Origin of the sequence: Metabacillus litoralis, from assembly GCF_007994985.1 — a bacterium.
GTDB classification, from domain to species: Bacteria; Bacillota; Bacilli; order Bacillales; family Bacillaceae; genus Metabacillus; species Metabacillus litoralis.
In genome coordinates this window covers 11,855-32,848 of sequence record NZ_VOQF01000006.1, presented here as the reverse complement: position 1 = coordinate 32,848, position 20,994 = coordinate 11,855, and the positions used below count along the sequence as shown (strand labels likewise).

Below are 20,994 nucleotides of genomic sequence, written 5' to 3'. Positions count from 1 at the left end.
AATGATATGAAAAAATGGATATTATCAGCTGTTACCTATTTAATCATTGTGATATTTGCCTATATTGTATATGATTCTTATGCTGTAAATGTAGAAAGTAAACAAATGCATAAAGAAGAGCACAAAGAATCAGAAAATAGTGCGACTGAAGATCATGGAACACATGGTAATGCTTCAAGTAAAGAGTCTGATGAACAACATGAACATAATAAGGAAGAAAATCAAATAAATGTTCAAGTACAAGAAGCAAATGAAGATATTATTATTACTTTAAAAGATTTGTCAGGTAATCCTCTTAATGATTTAGAAATTAATCATGAAAAAGTAATGCATCTTATAGTTGTTGATGAACACTTAGATCAATATTACCATTTACACCCAGAAGAAATGGGAGCTGGCCAGTTTAAAGTGAAAAGTCAATTAAATGAGGGAAATTATAAAGCGTTTGTAGATATAAAGTCAGAGAATTTAGCTTATAATGTGAATCCCGTACCATTTGAAGTAGGGAATCCCTCAACAGTTGAACATAATCATGCTTCATTAGAGGTTGATAAAAACCTAGAAAAAGTAATTAATGAAAATAGTGTAACACTTACAACTACGAATTTAGTAGTCGGTGAACCAGTAACATTAACGTTTGATGTTCACGGTGCTGAACTAGAGCCATATTTAGGGGCGATGGGACATGTGGTCATATTAGATGAAAAAGCGGAAGAGTATTTACATGTGCACCCACCAAATGAACAGGAAACAGTATTTGAAACTGAATTTCCACATGCTGGTATTTATAAAATTTGGGCAGAATTCCAGGTTAATGGAGAGGTAACTGCATACCCTTTTGTAGTTGAAGTGAAATAAAAGACAAAAAAGGAATCCACTGTTTTTGATGGATTCCTTCTTCTTTTGAGATGTTTTACGTAACAAATGCCGATTTACATGACTATAAATAACCAGTACTTTTTCTAAAGCGAAAATTTTTTTTAACTAGTTTAAAAAGGCTATTTTCGCAAACTTTGTTGCTTTTACATACCCGAAGAAATCAGCACAATATTAAGTCTAGTGGCATCTTTTCTTCATAAAATGGTATCCTTATATGCAAAGGCAATGTTAAAGGTTACTGTTGATTTTTAGCACATTGTTGATTGGAGTGAAAGGCATGAGACTCCTGCGGGAGAAGCGTGTCAAAGGGAGACCCCACAGGCGCTTGCGCCGAGGAGGCTCCCGGACCGCCCGCGGAAAGCGAATGCCTGTAACGGAAATCAACAACAAAGTTTAACAGAGCCTATGCAAAAACAAATTGATTCTAATGGATATTTTGGTTACGTAGCAACAATTTTTTAGAAAAGAGCCTTTAAAAAAGAGGGGTGGTATACATTTATTCTTCTTCTAATTTTTTCTGTGCTCTTTTAGCTAGATCAGAAAGATTTTCCTCTTCAGCAAATTCATATGCAAGGCTTGGTTTAACCACAGGTCCACGTTTTTCAAAATATTGAGCAGCTGGTCCACGTTCTCCAACTAACAAATGAATAAAAATTTCTGCACCTGTTACAATGACTGCTGAAATAATACTTCCCCATGCAATCTGCAAATAGCTTTCAAATAAAATGCTGCCGAATATCCACACACTTAAGTAAGTTAATAAAAAATCAACAACTGCAGCAGCTCGTCTACCCAATTGAGGTAAAATAATTAACTCTCCAACAATGTACGATGTAACGGTAACAAATAAGCTAAATGATAAAATATCAATAATTGTTGCTTCAAAAAATAAATCAAGTCCAAGTCCAAACGCTATGACACAAGTTATAAATTTGATTATTAAAATGGTCGAATGCTTCAAATGAAAAACCTCCTTTTGTTAGTTTTAATTAAAGTAGGGAAAGTCATACATATTTTATAAATTTTAAAATAGGATAAAAGGGTTTCGATTGTTCTATGGGATTTGTTATATTTTTTGATAAAGCATTATTATAAAAATAATCTTTAGTAAGAAATAATATGGTAAAATGTTACTGAAATTCTATATAAGTTTAAGGAGAGTTTTAAACATTCATGAACACAATCATAAAAACATTCATCAAAATTTTCATATTTACTTCCATTCCTTTTGGCTTCTTCATGTATATACAAGCATTGATATTTAATAATTCTGAACCAAGTGCCTCTTTATATATTATAATAGGGCTTGTTTTTGGTTTGTTTATGTCATTAATTTTGACAATTTTAGATTACCAGTCTAACAAGTCAATTGGAGAAGGAAAGAGTAGTGGGGTACATAAAAAAGGGTCGATAGAGGTGCAGCTACCTGGTCATGAGGCCTTTAAAGTATGTAAAAAAGTAGGTTCTGTTTTAAATGGTGCAAGGATTTCGTATGAAAACCAACAAAAAGGGTTGCTTATAATAAAGACCGGAATCAGTTGGAAAACCTGGGGAGATATTATTGAGGTTGTAGTAGAAGAAGTAGGTGCTAATTCTACGCGAGTATCTATTCAGAGTAGACCACTTGTTCCAACTACATTAGTTGACTATGGAAAAAACTCTGAGAATATTCAACGTATTATTAGATATTTAGAAAAAGAGCATGTGAGTATATAATTAGACCTACTTAGGCCCCGGATTTAAAATCTGGGGCCTAAGTTTGTACTATGATATTTCTTTTGAATTGTCATATTCAACACATAGTTCCTAAATAATTAATTTACTTGTATGAGTTCGTGCTGTGAATTTGTTGCTTTCTGCTTTAGATCTATTGCTTTTCGATAACAAATAAGTCCGCTTATACCTAACCCCAAATAAATGATGCTCATCACACTTGATGGAAGCCATGCACCTAATGTCAAGCCAAAACTTCCGATTAACATGGCCACATTATAAGATAAATTATCAACTGCCATATAAGAAGCACGTGATTTCTCGTTAACAATTCCGGCTAAGATTGTTTGTCTAATAGGAGAATACATTAACTCACCTAATGTAAATAATAGTGCAGCTACTATTAATAATAGAAATGAGTTACTATATGCGAATGTTGTAAAACTAACAGAGTAAATAGCAAGCCCCAATGTTAGAACAGCTTTTGCATTAAATTTTCCAAGCCACTTTGAAAGTTGGAGTGTTGCAAGAACAATTATTACAGTATTTATTAACATAATAATACTAAACATTTTGACCCCGGTTATTTCAAATGAGAAAAAGTCAGTATGAAATTGTTCTTTTAATCTTACGGCTACATATTTATCAAGCTGGAATTCAAGTGACATAATGCATACTGTTGCAAATACAAATAACATAAAGCTTCGGTCTCTTAATACATTTAGATAGTTTTTAAAAATTCCGAGCTTTATTGGCTGTTCGTGATGATCAATATCAGCCTCTGTTAATGATTCTTTTATAAAAAATACAATGATAATCAATGTTGCAATACTTACAATTAAAAACATCAAAAATAATAGAAACTTATGCTCCTCAAAAAGTAATCCGCCCAGTGTTGCTCCAAGTGCTATTGCAATGTTTCCAGTCCAATAACCAAGTCCATAAATATAAGGACGTTCTTTTTCAGAACTAACATCAATAATCATTGCACTTGCTGCAGGACCTATTAAACTAGAACTCACATTACTAAAAATAAACATCAAATATGTTATCCATACTGAAGTAATCAATGGTGAGTTTACGATAGTCATTACAGTTAAAGCAAAAACTTGTATTATTTGTGCAATGACAAGCATTTTCTTACGTCCTATGCGATCTGATAAATAACCAGAGTACAGCCCTACAATTATTGAAATGATTATATTCATCATTAACAATATCCCAGCTAAGCCTGCTCCCACATGACTACTAAAATAGATTGCCATAAATGGCAGAATAGACATTTGAGTGATATCAGTAAAAAAATCTGTCATAATTCTAATTTTTATCGTTTGATGTAAATCACGAAATCTCATTTGTTTTCTACCTTCTTTCTGATACTTTTATTATAATAAATAAAAAAAGAAGAAAAACCGTAAATCAGATTATGGAAATTTCGTATTTTAGGGAGGCAGCAATGAACGTTATTGAGCATTACATTAATTTGCGGTTGGCGTTTATGGATACTGAAGAGGAAGAAATAATCGAAACGACTACAGCTGCTATTTCTGATTGTCTTTCATGCACAATGAGAAACACGAACCATTTAATCAACAAGATGAATGAGAATGGTTATTTGAACTGGATCCCACAAAAAGGAAGAGGAAGGAAATCCGCACTTATTTTTCACTTACCTCTAAATGATGCAGCTTCGTTAAATGTAAAACGTCTGTTAAAAGAGAAGAGCTTTGAAGAGGCATACAGATATATAATGGAAACAAAGTTTTCTCAATCTATAAAAGATACCCTTCTTAGTGGAATTCAAAGTGAATTTGGACTGCAATCTATAACACTTTCCAGTGGTAGAAAAGACACACTTAAAATACCTCAGGAAACGAAAATACACACACTAGATCCAGCTTTTATTGGAATTGTTCATGAAGCACATATTGCTTATCATATATTTGATACACTTATTCGCTATGATAAAAACAGTAAATCTTATTCTCCAGGAATCGCACTTGCTTGGGATGAAACAAAAGGTGGAAAAGAGTGGACTTTTTACTTGCGTAAAGGTGTACTATTTCATCATGGTCGATTAGTAGAGGCTAAAGATGTACAATATACAATTCAACGAATCTTAAATAACAAAGAAATTCCCTATCATACTTTATTTAGCGGTATAAAAAGTGTAGAGATTATCGATGAAATTACAGTTAAATTTGTTCTAGAAGAAGTAAATTACATGTTTTTAGATATCATGAGCAGCTTTTTTTCATCAATACTTCCTCATGATTGTGTAGTAAATCCAGCGAAACCTATTGGCACTGGACCTTATAAAGTAGCAAAACATGATGATCATCTTCTAGTGCTTGAAGTATTTCCTTACTATTTTCTAGGAAGAGCATTTCTCGACACGATTGAGATTTGGCATGTGCCAATGTCCTTAAACCTCGAAAATAAAAAACAAAAAGAACCTGTTAATCTTTCCGAACATAACATAAAAACATTTCAAGAGCTTGGTAGTTTTTTCTTTATGTTTAATATGAAGAAGCAAGGTCCACACCAAGATCAGTGTGTTCGCTTAGCATTTCAGCAGCTTATCGATTCAAAAGAGCTTGTTGAAGATTTAGGCTTCCCAAGAAGAATGCCTGCTTATAGTTTTATTTATGAAAGAAGTAGTCAAGAACATTGTTTAGAAACTTCATTAACTAGAGCGAAACAGCTACTACAATCGAGTATGTACAAAGGTGAAGTATTAAAGCTTGCTACGTTTGATTTTAGAGAAGCTATAGAGGACATGAATTGGCTGAAGAAACGATGTGATCAGATAGGTTTGAATATAGATATATCAACAATAAATTCTACAGACATCTATCAAAACGATCGGTTTGATTGCTATGATTTGATCTATACAGGAGAAACATTTGAAGAAAATGAAGAATTAAGTTTGTATATGCTATATTCAAGTGAACACAGTATACTTCGTAGAGCTCTTAGTACTGAATTTCGACTTGAAATTGATGAGAAATTGAAGATGGTATTGCTGGAGAAAGAGATAAAAAATAGGGTTGATCGATTTTATTTTATTGAGAAATGGCTAAAAGAAGTAGCGGTCCTTGTCCAAACTTATCATACCTTAGAAGAACAAAATTACCACAAAGCTTTAAATGGAATTACAGTTTCAGGATATGGAATGCCAGATTTTCGTCATCTTTGGGTAAAACCAAAAATTGATATTGAAAAGCAAGCAGATGCGAGTTACTCCATCTACATTCCATAACTTAATGGAACTTTTAATACACTTTAATCGTAGATAAACATATAGATAAAGAATTTGGAGGGATTTGGTTGTGGAAGAACCTTTTTTTATGGGTGATTTGATGTTTCAAATCGGCCCAATATTTATTGGAATTATTTTTATTATTGTTATCAGTTTTTTTATTATTAATATAGCTAAAGGAATAAGTACGTACAATAAAAATGAGCAATCCCCAAAACTATCTGTTCCGGCAGAAATAAAAACGAAGCGTACTTCAGTAAGATCAGGTGGTCAGGATCATCACTCACATACTTCTTACTATGTAACCTTTGAGTTTTCAAGTGGTGATCGTAGTGAATTTAAGGTTTCAGGTAAGGAATATGGACAGTTAGCAGAGGGTGATATAGGTGTTTTGACTTTCCAGGGAACAAGGTACGGAGCATTTGATCGTAAAGTAAATAAAGAGAGTTAATATAATAAATGACAGTTGAGTGGTAATAAGAAATGCTCTTAAGTTCTATTAATTATTATTGCCGTTTTTATACTTATTTTACTAATCATATTGCCTATGCAATATCGTCTTCTAGTACTTTAAAAGAAGAGGAAGCAAAGTCCAAAGCAAAAGAGGAAACCTATTATTTTTATTTGCGAATATCATTGCTTTAATTATCTATCGAATAAAACATTCATAGCTGAGGGAGATGTATTTATGCTACATATAGAAAATATCCATCATGTAAGCTTATCGATAACAGATTTAGAGAAATCAAAACATTTTTATGGTCAAATTCTAGGTTTTCAAGAACTAGATCGTCCTAACTTTGACTTCCCAGGAGCGTGGTACCAAGTCGGAAGTCAACAGCTTCACTTGATCCAACACAAAGATTCTAAAACATTACGAAAAAGTAATGAATTGAATTCAAGAGATGGACATTTTGCAATTCGTGTAAAAGATTATGACCAAACGTTAGCATATTTAAAAGAAAAAAACCTTGAGGTTAGTGAAAAGCCAAAGAGTAAAAGTGGGTTTGCTCAGATTTTTTGCAATGATCCCGATTTTAATTTAATTGAATTTAATGTAGACCAGAAAACCCTTAAAAAATAACGTATTTGAAAAATAAGGATAACTCAGTGGAGAAAGCTTTCACTAAGAGTTATCCTTATTTTTTAGACTAATTTACCAGGAGAAACCTTAAAAGTAATTTCATTATCATTCTTTTGAACGGTAAAAAAACAATATATAGAACATAAATGTGTAAAAAGACTCATAAATAAAAGTATGTTATTATCTCTTGTTTCTTATTAAGGTTTTTTGTGAACTTTGTAGAAAGTAGCTTTCATGTTTTGAGAGGAGATATTCAATGAGTCTTGAAGATAATAATCGACAACTTGACTGGCGTAACCAGAATAAGATGTTAACTGAGAGCATTACAAATTCTCCAGGTGTAAAAAATTCTTATATGAGACCAAGAATTGTGGTGTTTATCCCTGCTCATAATGAAGAAAAATCGATTAGAGATTGTCTAGCAGGACTAGGAGATCAAGAATTACCAACTGGAGTTGAGCTAGATATATTTGTTATTGCTGATAATTGCACAGATCGAACAGAAGAAAGGGCATTGGATGCTGGAGATGAATTTAGGTTAAATTTATATGTTTTAAAAACAAAAAATAATAAACAAAGAAAGGTTGGTGCATTAAACCATGCTTGGAAAAATATATATGGAGATCACCTCGATATCTACTTTAAGGAGTTAACTCCATATCAAAAAATTTATAAGCAATCAATAAAAGGAATTCTTGGTATGGATGCTGATAGTCGCCTTGCTCCACATGGACTTATATATATGTGGGAAGGCTTAATGAGCGCAAGAAATATCGGGGGTGTAATGGCAAAATATACAATGAGGATGCCAAAAAAGAAAAGCTCACTTTCGAAAGATGATGTTCATTATGAAGAAAAGCTTGCTAGTGGTGAATATGGCGGACCTATTACCAGATGGTGGACACATCAACAAAAACAAGATATGGCAAGCTGGTTACTTGATCTTCAATATCATGGGGGAAGTACGTATGTACTAGGTGGTCAAGCAACACTTTTTCGTCCTGAGGCACTTCAAAACATTGTTGATGAAAATAAATTAGATGGACCATGGCAAGATGAAAGTGATGTAGAGGATATGCTTTTAACATGGCAATTACAAAAATCGAAATGGAAGACCCTTATTAGCCCAAAAGCTCGTTGTTTTGTTGATGCTATGAGAAATTATCATACATTTAGACAACAACGAAATAAATGGCAATCAGGAACAGTTGGGTTACTAACAAACAGTGATATAGGTGTTAAAACCAAACATACAGGGAAAATTTGGCGTTCACAAATAAAAGCTTTTATTAATTTGATCATACGTGCTTTATTTTTAACTTTATTGGTCGTATCAATAGCCACAGATCAATTCAAGTGGTCCTGGATTTGGATTACCCCTATTATTATCGCATCTATATTAAATACAATTCTTGCAATGAAAACCCCTATGAACAGACCAGTTGATGTCATTATGGCAGCCTTACTTATTAGTCCGGAAATTTATTTATGGGTGAATTTAATAACCTTTATTCATGTTTGGTTAGATCGTTTTTCAGCTACCAAAAAAGATGGATGGGCAAACCAATATAACGCTGAAAGTGGCAAAACAAGTAGTCGAATCGTCCAGGGAATTTTAATGGCTATTATCATAATAATGGTTGGATTAGGATTTTGTGTATATTACCAAGATTATTTAACAAGTCAAGTTGTTCAATTGGCAACACAACCATACATCACAATAGGCTGGACATTATTAACCTATTTAACAATATTTGCTACACTACATATGATGTATCAAATTTGGACGCTTAGAGCTAAGCATACAGCATAGTTAAGATCAAACACATTTCATGGAGAGATGTGTTTCTTTTGATTTAGACTCAAACCACTAATGTTAATCATTCGTATACATATTGGAAGGGGTTAATACAATAAGTATAAAAACCTAGAATGTTATTTATTGTAAGATTAGAATAGATAAATACATAGTTTTTATAAACTACATTTTCGAAAGGTTTCGAGAAATTAATTTTATAGGAGAGATTAATGTGACAATAAGATATGTAGTATTTGATTTTGATGGAACACTAGCAGATACCAGTGAAGCATTTATGTATGCATGGAATAAGTTGGCTGACAAATATCGTTATAAGAAAATTAAATTAGAACAAATAGAAACAATAAAAAAGTTAAATATGAAAGAACGTAGTGTTTTATTGAATTTTCCTTTGTACAAAATTCCTTTTGTCATGCCTGAACTTATTAAACTATATAAAGATTCCGTAGTGGATATTACATTGTTTCCTGGTGTTAAGAGTTTATTAGAAAAATTGAACAAAACAGGCTATAAAATCGCGATCATCTCTTCGAATTCAGAGGGAAATATTAAAAATGCTTTAAAAAGAAATCATGCTGATCATTTAATAACGGATGTTATAAGTGCTAAAAGAATTTTTGGCAAAGATAAAACGATAGATCAGTTTTTAAAAATAAAAAAATTGCAAGCATCAGAAATGATCTATATTGGTGATGAAATCAGAGATATCATTGCATGTAAGAAAAGTAATGTGAAAATTGTTTGGGTAGAATGGGGATATGATGGGTTAGATGTAGTTAAGTCTGCTGAGCCTGATTATATGGTAAAAAAACCAGATGAAATTTTAGAAATTGTTAAGAAAAGATAGAACTCTATCGAGGAGTAGAGGGAAAATAAATATTTGGTTGCCTAAGATAAAATAAATTCTGTTTTGGAAGATAGATTCGTTCATTAGATTTTTTGTGGAAGCAACTTGTCACTTTATAAATTAATAGCTTTTATTTTAAGTGTAATAAAGAGTATGATTGTAAGTGGTTACATGAAAGTAAGGTGAAATAATATAAGTTGTAAAGGACAAAAAGGAGATGAGTAGATGCTGAAAATAGGAATAATCGGTACCGGTTGGTTTAGTGGTGTTCATGCAAATATTCTTAATAAAATGGAAGACGTTTGTATTATGGGGATTTGTGGCTCAAGTAAAGTAAAAGCAGAGAAATATGCTAGTAACTATCCTAATGCTACTGGATATGGTGAAGTAAACGAGATGCTCGATCGTGAAAATCTCGATGCTGTCTACATATGTATTCCACCCTTTGCGCATGGTGAAATAGAGTTAGAACTAATAAATCGAGGAATTCCATTTTTAGTGGAAAAACCGCTAAGTGTTGATCTTGATATTCCTGATGAAATCCTGAAAAAGCTAAAAGATCAGCCATTAATAACCTCTGTTGGCTATCATTTTAGATATCGTGAATCTATCGATATATTAAAAAATGAACTTAACCAAAGTACAATCGGAATGATAACAGGGAGCTGGATGGGTTCGATGCCAGGTGTTTACTGGTGGAGAAATCAACAAACTTCAGGTGGTCAATTTATTGAACAAACAACTCATTTAGTTGATCTGCTTCGCCATACTGTTGGAGAAGTGAAGGAAGTCTACGCCGCTTATGGAAGTAGATCTTTACCAAGCCGTTATGAAGATGTAACAGTATCAGATATTGGAACTGTAACATTGAAATTTACAAATGGAGTTATTGCCAACCTTTCAAATACATGTATATTACCAGAAGGTGATTCAAAGGTAGGATTAGATTACTACACTGATAAAGGAATCCTCCAATTAGGGTTTGATACATTAAAGATTTCAAAAAAAGGGGAAATAGCAATAAAGGAAGACACCACTGATCCTTATGTTAAAGAAAACGAAGCATTTTTACATGCTGTACGAACAGGAGATACATCGAAAATATTATCAACTTATGAAGATGCATATAAAACTCAAGAAATAACTGTTGCGGCATTAAGATCAGCTAAAGAAGGTTTGCCGGTTAAAATAGGTTAAACATGAAAAGTAAAAAGAGACTAGGGACATATTAAAGAAATCATCCATAAAGACGAATAAATTTATATAATCCTAAAATAGTTACTATATCATACTGTTTTCTATTAATCAGTTTATCTGGAAAAACAAGTTCGTTCCATTGGCTGCAGACACTCACTTTTCATTAGTCCTTAAAAATAGTATACAAAATAAAAAGCCATTGAAAACAGCAAATAAAGACCCGAATTATTAGGTGAAAATTAATTGAAGTATCACCTAATAATTCGGGTATATCATTAGCTAAAATAATTATGTTTTTAGCCTCTTTATAATAACTTTATACATTCAAAAACTTCACACAAACAGGGTCAGGTACTGATACATCAGACTGTAATAAAGTCAGTTTTCCTGTATTTGTATCTCTTGAGAATAAGACAAGATTACTGCTTTCTTGATTTGAAGCAATTAAGAATTGTTCTGTTGGATCTAAAGCGAAATCACGTGGCCAGTTTCCTTCTGTTGAGGTATATTCAACAAATGATAACTCACCGTTTTCTTCATTTACACTATAAATTGCGATACTATCATGTCCGCGATTTCCTGCATATACAAAACGTCCGTCAGAGGAAATATGAATAGCACTTCCTTGACTATTTTCTATAAAGTCAGTTGGAATTGCAGGTATGTATTGAAGTTCAGTAAGAATTCCCGTTTCTGAATTATAACTTAACGTTATGACTTCATTACTTAATTCTGTCATTACATAAGCATATTTTCCATTTGGATGGAACGTAATATGTCTAGGGCCACTACCAGCCTTAACTAATAAGCTGTGCGATTCCTCGAGCTTTCCGTCAGAAATTTTATACGTCACAATTTTATCAATTCCTAAATCAACTGCAACAACATATTTTTCATCAGGTGTAAAGCCAGAATAGTGAGCATGTGGTTTTTCCTGTCTCTCATGGGGACCTGTACCTTCATGCTGCATAACTGATAATGCTGGTGAAATACTATTATTTTCATTTATTTTATGTGACACTATTGTTCCTAAATGATAGTTAGCTGTTACAACGTGGTTATTAGTAGTATCTACACTAACATGACATGGTGATGCACCATCAAGAAGCTCTCGATTGATTCCAGTTAAATCTCCTGTTTGTTGGTTAATTTTAAAAGCAGCAACACCACCTTGATCGCCATCCTTTACAACAGCATAAAGAGTACTATTATCTTCGCTAAGATTTACGTATGTAGGATTGTCCAATTCAGCTACAGCTTTAACATCTCCAAGCTTTTTTGTTTCAGTGTCCAATGTAAAGCTATAAACACCTTTACTGTCACCTTTTGTATATGTACCAATATACCCGATTAATTTTGGCATAATAAAAAACTCCTTTCAACATGTTCTATTATCCATTATAGCGTTTGTTAACTAGAGTAACCAATAATTTAAGCTATCAATTTACTATCATTTACGAATATAATAGTATTTATGATAATTAGGTTTTTTTGTTAATTTTGCTGCTTTTAGTAACTAGACGTAATTGTGACTTGACTAAATTCTATCAGTATCCTTGCATGATAGAATGACTAAAAGCAAAACTTAACAGCTGAGATATTGAAAAAAGGAGAAAGAAAGATGTTAAAACGTTTTTTTTCGTATTACATACCACATAAAAAGCTTTTTGTTTTCGATTTTAGCAGTGCCATTATTGTTGCGATTTTAGAGCTAGCTTTTCCGCTTGCTGTTCAGTGGTTTATAGATTCTTTACTTCCTAGTGAAAATTGGTCAGCGATTGTGTCTGTAAGTATTGGCCTTCTAGTACTTTATTTTATAAGTACCTTTTTACAATTTGTTGTCAATTATTGGGGACATAAGCTAGGAATTAATATAGAAACAGATATGAGGAAACAGCTGTTTCAACATGTTCAAAAGCAATCTTTTAAGTTTTTTGATAACACAAAAACTGGTAATATTATGAGTAGAATAACAAATGATTTGATGGATATTGGCGAACTCGCTCATCATGGACCAGAAGATTTGTTTATTTCGATTATGACCTTTATTGGTGCATTTTGGATTATGTTCACAGTTAATGCAAAGCTTGCATTAGTTGCGTTGATTGTTTTACCATTTTTAGCATTGCTTATGATTGTTAGTAACTTAAAAATGAATAAGGCTTGGAAGAAGATGTTTACTGAAATAGCAGATGTTAATGCGAGAGTAGAGGACAGTGTTTCAGGAGTTCGAGTTGTACAATCATTTACAAATGAAGAGTTTGAAAACAACCGATTTTCTGTAAATAATTTAAAATTTAGAAAAGCTAAGCTTGGTGGATATAAGGTAATGTCATTTAGCTTATCAGGCATTTATATGATGACAAGGTTTGTCACATTAGCGGTTCTTGTTTATGGTGCTTGGTTAAGCTACACAGGGCAGCTGTCTTATGGAGAGCTAGTGGGCTTTGTTTTATATATTAATGTATTATTTAAACCTATTGATAAAATTAGTGCTTTAATGGAGTTGTATCCAAAAGGTATGGCTGGATTCAAGCGTTTTACAGAATTATTAGATATGGATCCAGATGTTGTAGATGTAAAGGATGCTGTTGAGGTTCAGTCACTTAGAGGTGATATAACTTTCTCAAATGTATCTTTTGGTTATGACGAGCATAAACAGGTTCTTAAAGGAATTAATTTAGATATTACTTCTGGTGAAACAATTGCATTCGTAGGTCCATCAGGAGCTGGAAAAACAACAATTTGTTCGCTTATTCCACGCTTTTATGATGTTGATGGCGGCTCAATAAAAATTGACGGCATCGATATACGCGATATGGCCAAGCAATCGCTTCGATCACATATAGGTATAGTGCAACAAGATGTATTCTTATTTACAGGTACACTTAGAGAGAATATTGCTTATGGAAAACTTGATGCATCACAAGAGGAGATTGAGGAAGCTGCAAAAAGAGCACATTTGGAAAGCTTTATCGAATCACTTCCATTTGGTTATGATACTCAGATAGGTGAAAGAGGCTTGAAGCTATCTGGTGGTCAAAAGCAAAGAATAGCTATTGCTAGAATGTTCTTAAAAAATCCACCGATTTTAATTTTAGATGAAGCAACATCTGCTTTGGATACTGAAACAGAAATGATTATCCAAAGAGCATTAACTGAGCTTGCAAAAGATCGTACTACACTTGTTATTGCTCATCGTTTAGCAACAATTCGTAATGCTGATAAAATTGTTGTTGTCACAGAAGAGGGTATTGCTGAACAAGGAAATCATGATGAATTAATACAGCAGGGCGGAATTTTTGCGAATTTACATCGTGTACAATTTCAAAGATAAGAGAGATGGGACGGGGCTTTGTGCTCTGTCTTTTTTTGTGGAGCGGGTGGCGAATTGTGTCGAAAAACTAATATTCTGTGGAAGAGAGCAAATAAAATCAATAAAACAGCAAATAAATGAAGTGAATCCGCAAATAAATAGAGCAAAGCAGCAAATATATTTGCATATAAAGCAAATAATGGATAACCAATTAATAAGGAGTAGGAATATAAAAGCAAAACAGAAGAATAATATCATGGAATTTATTTAATCAGTTATTATTGTGGCTCTAATTTCTTATCTACAAAAAAACTTCTTTTTATAGAAATAATAAATGGTTGCGATTACAAATCAATAGTAGCAAGAACCCCATATATAAAGGCTTTTTTGCAATAATTAGACTTCTATAAAAGTGATTGACAGTCGATTCTAACTTATGTATCTTATGTAAGTATGTTTTTATTAGGAGGAAATTATGAGTAAGCAAAATACACAGCAGGTGAAAATTGTAACAGCTGATCCCTCGGCACTAGGTTTATTTGGACTAGCGATGGTCACTCTTGTTGCATCTTCACAGAAATTAGGCTTAACAGAAGGAACATCATTAATATTACCATGGGCATTTTTCTTGGGTGGACTAGCTCAACTATTTGCAAGTGTCCTTGATTCTAAGCATAACAATACATTTGGTACAACGGCTTTTGGTGCATTTGGTTTGTTTTGGTTTGGTGTTGGTATGACTTGGTTAATTCAATTAGGTGCATTTGGTGAAGAGTTAGCTGCTAATGCTGATCCAAAACAGCTTGGTGTAGCATTTATCGGCTATTTGATTTTCAGTGTTTTTATGACTGTTGGAGCAATGGCAACACACAAGGTATTATTCTTTATTTTTGTATTTATTGATTTCTTATTTATCGGCTTATCTTTAAGTACACTTGGGATCATGCCTGAAACTACTCATATGATAGCAGCGATTGCAGAGCTTCTTATCGCATTATTATCTTTCTATGGATCTGCAGCAGTTGTTTTAAATAATCAGTTTGGAAAAGTAATTTTGCCAGTCGGAAAACCATTCGCTATTTTTAAAAGCTAGTAGTAAGGAGACTAAACAAGTTGTTAGTCTCCTTTTTCAATGGTAAGAAGATTTAATTAGTTTTAGTGCTTTTAATACAATCGTGCTATATTATTTTTAATATAGTTGTATTAAAAAGGGGTTTTAGAATGACTAACATTGGTTGGTTAATTATATTTTGTGAAATAGGTTTTTGGATTTTTGTACTTGCTGGTTTAATAACAAGGTATGTTTTTAAGAAGAATAAATTAGGAGCGGCTTTCCTGTTATGTACACCGATTATTGATCTTATTTTAATCGTTGCTTCGATTATTGACTTGAAAAATGGTCAACAAGCCACTTTCTTTCATGGTATTGCTGCTTATTATATAGGTATGACTGTAGCATTTGGTCATCAAATGATACGGTGGGCTGATCGACGTTTTGCTTACAAATTTGCAAATGGACCAAAACCACAAGGAAAACCGAGATATGGAATTGAACGAGCACGTATAGAACGAAAAGGGTGGATTCGTCATCTATTAGGATGGGGCATAGGAAATGTATTACTATTTTCAATCATTTTAATTGTAGATGATAAGGAAAGAACACAGGAAATATATAATGTTATCTATATTTGGTTACTTGTATTAGTTATAGATTTTATTATAAGTTTCAGTTATACGATCTTTCCTAAAAAAACAAATAGTACGATTAGTAAATAAAAAAAACGAACGTGGCTATATTTGGTTCCATAACAATGTAACCTTCAAGTATGAGTGACTAAGAAAAACCTTATAACATAAAAAAAGCTGATAAAATCAATCAGCTTTTTTTGTCTCTATAAAAGGTTTATTAACAAAATGATACATCCAGCCCATTAACACTGCACCACCTATAAAGTTCCCAAGTGTAACGGGTACAAGGTTATGGATAACACCTTGCATTGTAAAGCTATCAGGTGGATTTGAAACAAATGCAATAGCAAAAGTACACATGTTGGCAATACTGTGTTCATAGCCTGAAATGAAAAAACAAAAGACAAATAGCATCATTGTAAAAAGCTTAGCTCCATCTCCTTTTAATCTCATTGGTATAAAGAAAGCAAGACAAACGAGCCAGTTACAAAGTATGCCTCTAAAAAATAGTTCGGATGTTGGAAGGTGAACCTTTTTATCAGCAACACTTAATAAAAACCCTGTAGTTGATTCATCGGAAAATAAGCCAGTTGCATAGATGAAAAAAGCAAAAAAACAAGCTCCAATTATATTTCCAACATAGCTTGTGCTCCATAGCTTGAATGCCATTTTCCATGTTAGTTTTTTTCGCAGAGCGGTATATGAATAATAAAAAGTGTTACCAGTAAATAAATCTCCTCCTCCATATGCAATTAAGATGATAGCAGCACCAAATGTTAGAGCAGCGATCGGATAAGCTAATGGTGAATGTTCTACATAAAAAAAATTTCCAGCTTTAAATGCAACGATAACACCAAATCCAATAAACATACTAGCAAGTATTGATCTTAGTATGTATCTTAATGGGCTTTGATCATAAATTTTCTTCTTCTTATTTGATAATTCCTCTACAAGTAATAAGGCTTCTTGTTCCAATTCCATTCACACTCCAAGCTGTGTATCTCTTTTCTATTTATATCTTACTGTAAAAAGAGAAATTTAAACGTGATGATTATCACAAACAAAACTACTTAGTAAAAAAGAAAAAAGTTTTCCGACTATTTAGCTAGAAAATGGTCTATTTTTGTTTTTCATTTATTTTATTAAGATATTAATAAATTTTGTTATAAGGAGTTAAAACAATAAAATTAACTTAAAATAGATATCTTGAAATATTAATTTTTGTATATGTGTGCATAAAAATACATGGAGATGTTGAGTTGAGTCATTGATGAAGCCTACGATACAATTGCTGGTAAGGGGGAGATTAACGTGAAAAAACATATATCAATTATCGGTGTACCAATGGATTTAGGGCAATCTAGACGTGGTGTAGATATGGGTCCGAGCGCAATTCGTTATGCTGGAGTTGTTGAACGATTAGAAGAGCTAGAGTACAAGATTCATGATAGAGGAGATATCGAGATTGGTAGACCTGGTAAGGATGAACATGTTTTGGCTTCTGATGGAAATCTGAAATTTTTAAGTGCTGTATCAAAGGCAAGTGAAAAGCTAGCTTCTGCTGTTGATGAAGTAATTGAGGAAGGATCTTTTCCACTTGTATTTGGCGGTGACCATAGTATTGCCATTGGAACATTAGCAGGAGTTTCAAAGCATTATAAAAATTTAGGTGTTATTTGGTATGACGCACATGGAGATCTAAATACCGCTGATACATCTCCATCTGGAAATATTCATGGAATGCCTTTAGCTGTTAGTTTAGGTATTGGTCATCCAACTTTAACTAATATTGCAGGTTATACGCCTAAAGTAAAGCCTGAAAATATTGTGATTATCGGAGCACGTTCCCTTGATGAAGGAGAAAGAGTACTTATTCGTGAAAAAGGTATAAAGGTTTATACTATGCATGAAATCGATCGTCTAGGAATGACAAAGGTGATGGAAGAAGCAATTGATTACTTAAAGAACAAAACAGATGGTGTTCATTTGTCACTAGATTTAGATGGATTAGATCCAAGTGATGCACCTGGAGTTGGCACACCTGTATTAGGTGGAATTAGTTATCGCGAAAGTCATTTAGCAATGGAAATTTTAGAAGAATCAAAAATAATTACATCTGCTGAATTCGTTGAAGTAAATCCTATTTTAGATCATGGAAACAGCACAGCTACAGTTGCTGTAGCATTAATGGGATCTTTATTCGGCGAAAAATTACTATAATGGGGTCAGACCCCACCGAATGTAATGGTGGGGAGAGACAATCTTTCACTTGTTAAACATTATGATTTTATTTTAAATTGAATTTTCGTAATCGATATTGCAAGCTTTGTCTACTTATATCCAATGTTTTTGCTGCTTTTGAGATATTGTAATCATGGTCTTGCAGTACTTTTGCCAGATATTTTTTTTCTGTATTCACCATATATTTTTCAAGCGAAAGGTGATCATCATCAATATCTTTAAACATGTCAGAAATCATTGCTTCTGATATAGATGGCTCAAGTGAACTTGTTTTTTGTCTGAAGGGCAAAGGTAAATGAGGAAAGTCGATAATTTCCTCTTCAGGTTCGATTAAATTCATTGCTCCTTCAATAATATGTTCAAGTTCACGTACGTTACCAGGCCAATCATAAGCATCAAATAGAGAAAAAACATGCTTGCTTATTCCTCTGATATTCAAATCAAACAGGATATTGAATTTTTGAATAAAGAACTTAGAAAGTTCAGGTATATCACACTTTCTTTCACGAAGTGGTGGAATAAATAGTGAAACAACACTTAGACGATAGTAAAGGTCTTTGCGCAATTGATCGTTCGCAATTGCATCAATAGGGTCTTGATTTATTGTAGCGATGATTCGAACATCAATTTTTTTATCCTTTGTATCACCGACTCGTCGAATTGTTCTTTCTTGTAGAGCTCGTAATAGCTTTGCTTGTAAGCTAGGATGTAATGAATTAATTTCATCTAGTAAAATGGTGCCACCTTCGGCTTGTTCAAATAATCCAGGTCTTTCTATTGATCCTGTGAAAGCTCCTTTTTTAGTTCCAAACAATATGCCTTCTATCAGACTATCTGGTAAAGCAGCACAGTTTTGACTAATAAATGGACCAGAAGAGCGTTTGCTACCATTATGAATGCTTTGTGCAAATAATTCTTTTCCTGTGCCTGTTTCACCGACTATTAATATAGACGAAGCTGTTCTAGTTGCACGCTTACTATTTTCAATTACTTCTTGAAAATTAACAGATCTACCAATTATAGAATCGAACGTGAATTTTGTATCACCTTTATTTAATATATTGTCACGTATGATTTGTTCTAGGTTTGTAATATCCTTTGCGACTTCGATTGCTCCAATAATTTGTTTATTACAATCATATATGGGAAATGTATCATTAATGGTGGTGATTTCTTGTCCTTTTTGGTTAAAGTAGGTTTGTTTTGAAGATTTAGTAACAGCTCCAGTTTGCAATGCAGACATTAATGTACTTTCAGATTCCTTTTGAAAGTTGAATAATTCAGGAATGTTTTTTCCTAGTACATCACTATGATTCATGCCTTCAATTTCAGCCATTTTTTTATTATATAAAATCGTTAATCCATCTTGATTAATGATATGTATCCCAGTATCAATATTATCTACTAATGTATGTAAGATAGCTTGAAGATCATCTAATTTGAGCATATTCTCTAAATTCATTGCCTTTAACCTCCAAAGTAGAAATTACTACTTCAAGGGTAGATGATAGTTGATATGAATGCAACGAAAATTTGCACTTTTGAATAGAGAGCTCAAATTATCGATAATTATTTTGCACGAAAGCTGATAATTCTACTAATAGCCATTCTTTATTAATGACCTTATTACTTAAGTTTCACTGCAAGAGTATTAAAATGATGGCAAGAAATTTGCTTATTACTATATAGCTATTCAAAAAAATCACAATTAAAATAGGAGGAATATAGAATGAAAACTGTATCAGAAAATGTTATTAAGCAAACCGAACAATTTGGTGCTAATAATTATAATCCTTTACCAATCGTTATATCAAAAGCTGATGGAATATGGGTAGAAGATCCAGAGGGTAATAAATATTTAGATATGTTAAGTGCATATTCTGCAGTGAATCAAGGTCATAGACATCCTAAAATTATTGACGCGTTGAAAAATCAAGCAGATCGGGTGACACTAACTTCTCGTGCTTTTCATAATGATCAGTTAGGGCCTTGGTATGAAAGAATTTCTCGAATAACTAAAAAAGAAATGGCCCTACCAATGAATACAGGTGCTGAAGCTGTGGAGACTGCAATTAAAGCTATTAGACGTTGGGGTTATGAAGTGAAGGGAATAACGGATAACAAAGCTGAGATTATTGCATGTGAAGGTAACTTTCATGGCCGTACAATGTCAGCTGTATCATTATCTTCTGAAGAAGAATATCGCAGAGGATTTGGACCGATGTTGCCAGGAATTAAACTAATTCCATATGGAGATGTAGAGGCTTTAAAATCAGCGATCACACCTGAAACAGCAGGATTTATTTTTGAACCTATTCAAGGTGAAGCTGGTATCAATATACCAGAAGACGGTTTTCTAAAAGAAGCATCACGTGTATGTAAAGAAAATAATGTACTGTTTGTTGCAGATGAAATTCAAGCTGGTCTTGGACGCTCAGGTAAAATGTTTGCTTGTGATTGGGAAGATGTTGTTCCTGATATGTATATTTTAGGAAAAGCATTAGGTGGAGGAGTTTTTCCGATTTCATGTGTTGTAGCAAACCGTGACGTCTTAGGAGTGTTTAATCCAGGGTCACACGGATCAACATTTGGTGGTAATCCATTAGCATGCGCTGTTTCAATTGCTGCTTTAGATGTAATAGAAGAAGAGAACCTAGTAGAACAATCTTTAAAATTAGGAAACTATTTTGTTAAACGCTTAAAAGAAATAGACAATCCATTAATTAAAGAAATTCGTGGAAGAGGATTGTTTATTGGAGTAGAATTAACAGAATCAGCAAGGAGTTATTGTGAAAAACTTAAGGAACAGGGATTATTATGTAAAGAAACACATGACACCGTTATTCGTTTTGCACCACCACTTGTTATAACAGAAAAAGAATTAGATTGGGCGATCGAGCGAATTAAAAACGTATTAGCTTAATGAATAAAAGTAAAAAACTCAAAA

At 32.9% G+C, this 20,994-nt stretch carries 18 protein-coding genes; 13 read left to right on the top strand and 5 right to left on the bottom strand.

The annotated features are described in order from the left end of the window. Positions 1–6: 6 nt before the first annotated feature. A complete protein-coding gene (locus FS935_RS11005; RefSeq protein WP_146948514.1) occupies positions 7–858 on the top strand; it encodes a DUF8832 domain-containing protein in 852 nt (283 codons plus the stop codon). A gap of 517 nt (positions 859–1,375) precedes the next feature. Here FS935_RS11005 and FS935_RS11000 read toward each other — a convergent pair. Continuing rightward, positions 1,376–1,840 (bottom strand): YndM family protein, encoded by a 465-nt coding sequence (locus tag FS935_RS11000; RefSeq protein ID WP_146948512.1) that lies wholly within the window; start codon positions 1,838–1,840, stop codon positions 1,376–1,378. A 212-nt stretch (positions 1,841–2,052) separates the two neighbouring features. On the opposite strand from FS935_RS11000, the gene FS935_RS10995 reads away from it, so the two are divergent. Continuing rightward, positions 2,053–2,595, top strand: coding sequence for a hypothetical protein (locus FS935_RS10995; protein ID WP_146948510.1), 543 nt, complete (start codon positions 2,053–2,055; stop codon positions 2,593–2,595). Between the two features lie 98 nt (positions 2,596–2,693). On the opposite strand, the gene FS935_RS10990 is transcribed toward FS935_RS10995, so the two are convergent. Beyond that, entirely contained in the window at positions 2,694–3,947 is a 1,254-nt protein-coding gene (locus tag FS935_RS10990) for an MDR family MFS transporter (protein WP_146948508.1), read from the bottom strand. A 101-nt stretch (positions 3,948–4,048) separates the two neighbouring features. Between FS935_RS10990 and FS935_RS10985 the strand changes: the two genes are divergently transcribed. The 6 genes from FS935_RS10985 (at position 4,049) to FS935_RS10960 (ending at position 10,801) form a co-directional block, all read left to right on the top strand. Beyond that, the gene (locus FS935_RS10985) at positions 4,049–5,854 is read left to right on the top strand and encodes an ABC transporter substrate-binding protein (RefSeq protein ID WP_158638596.1); all 1,806 of its coding nucleotides are present in this window, start codon (positions 4,049–4,051) and stop codon (positions 5,852–5,854) included. 70 nt (positions 5,855–5,924) lie between these two features. Continuing rightward, entirely contained in the window at positions 5,925–6,305 is a 381-nt protein-coding gene (locus FS935_RS10980) for a DUF2500 domain-containing protein (protein ID WP_240050890.1), read from the top strand. 237 nt (positions 6,306–6,542) lie between these two features. Continuing rightward, positions 6,543–6,938 carry a VOC family protein gene (locus FS935_RS10975; protein ID WP_146948504.1) on the top strand — a complete coding sequence of 132 codons (396 nt, stop codon included), beginning with the start codon at positions 6,543–6,545 and terminating at the stop codon, positions 6,936–6,938. A 307-nt stretch (positions 6,939–7,245) separates the two neighbouring features. After that, the gene (locus tag FS935_RS10970) at positions 7,246–8,751 is read left to right on the top strand and encodes a glycosyltransferase family 2 protein (protein ID WP_439116648.1); all 1,506 of its coding nucleotides are present in this window, start codon (positions 7,246–7,248) and stop codon (positions 8,749–8,751) included. Between the two features lie 217 nt (positions 8,752–8,968). After that, positions 8,969–9,604, top strand: coding sequence for an HAD-IA family hydrolase (locus FS935_RS10965; protein WP_240050889.1), 636 nt, complete (start codon positions 8,969–8,971; stop codon positions 9,602–9,604). Between the two features lie 225 nt (positions 9,605–9,829). Continuing rightward, complete coding sequence (locus FS935_RS10960; RefSeq protein WP_146948502.1) at positions 9,830–10,801, top strand: Gfo/Idh/MocA family protein; 972 nt, start codon at positions 9,830–9,832, stop codon at positions 10,799–10,801. Between the two features lie 316 nt (positions 10,802–11,117). On the opposite strand, the gene FS935_RS10955 is transcribed toward FS935_RS10960, so the two are convergent. Further along, positions 11,118–12,164 (bottom strand): lactonase family protein, encoded by a 1,047-nt coding sequence (locus FS935_RS10955; RefSeq protein WP_146948500.1) that lies wholly within the window; start codon positions 12,162–12,164, stop codon positions 11,118–11,120. A 258-nt stretch (positions 12,165–12,422) separates the two neighbouring features. Here FS935_RS10955 and FS935_RS10950 point away from each other — a divergent pair, with 258 nt between their 5' ends. From FS935_RS10950 to FS935_RS10940, 3 genes are all read left to right on the top strand, one after another. After that, positions 12,423–14,138, top strand: coding sequence for an ABC transporter ATP-binding protein (locus FS935_RS10950; RefSeq protein ID WP_146948498.1), 1,716 nt, complete (start codon positions 12,423–12,425; stop codon positions 14,136–14,138). A gap of 454 nt (positions 14,139–14,592) precedes the next feature. Beyond that, entirely contained in the window at positions 14,593–15,210 is a 618-nt protein-coding gene (locus tag FS935_RS10945; RefSeq protein ID WP_146948496.1) for an acetate uptake transporter, read from the top strand. Positions 15,211–15,338: 128 nt separating this feature from the next. Further along, on the top strand, positions 15,339–15,893 hold the full coding sequence (locus FS935_RS10940) for a hypothetical protein (RefSeq protein ID WP_146948494.1): 555 nt from the start codon (positions 15,339–15,341) through the stop codon (positions 15,891–15,893). A 96-nt stretch (positions 15,894–15,989) separates the two neighbouring features. On the opposite strand, the gene FS935_RS10935 is transcribed toward FS935_RS10940, so the two are convergent. After that, positions 15,990–16,781 carry a formate/nitrite transporter family protein gene (locus tag FS935_RS10935; RefSeq protein ID WP_146949003.1) on the bottom strand — a complete coding sequence of 264 codons (792 nt, stop codon included), beginning with the start codon at positions 16,779–16,781 and terminating at the stop codon, positions 15,990–15,992. A gap of 336 nt (positions 16,782–17,117) precedes the next feature. Here FS935_RS10935 and rocF point away from each other — a divergent pair, with 336 nt between their 5' ends. Continuing rightward, complete coding sequence (gene rocF / locus FS935_RS10930) at positions 17,118–18,026, top strand: arginase (protein ID WP_146948492.1); 909 nt, start codon at positions 17,118–17,120, stop codon at positions 18,024–18,026. 67 nt (positions 18,027–18,093) lie between these two features. On the opposite strand, the gene FS935_RS10925 is transcribed toward rocF, so the two are convergent. After that, the gene (locus FS935_RS10925; RefSeq protein WP_439116639.1) at positions 18,094–19,509 is read right to left on the bottom strand and encodes a sigma-54 interaction domain-containing protein; all 1,416 of its coding nucleotides are present in this window, start codon (positions 19,507–19,509) and stop codon (positions 18,094–18,096) included. 267 nt (positions 19,510–19,776) lie between these two features. Here FS935_RS10925 and FS935_RS10920 point away from each other — a divergent pair, with 267 nt between their 5' ends. After that, entirely contained in the window at positions 19,777–20,970 is a 1,194-nt protein-coding gene (locus tag FS935_RS10920) for an ornithine--oxo-acid transaminase (RefSeq protein WP_146948490.1), read from the top strand. Positions 20,971–20,994: the final 24 nt, after the last annotated feature.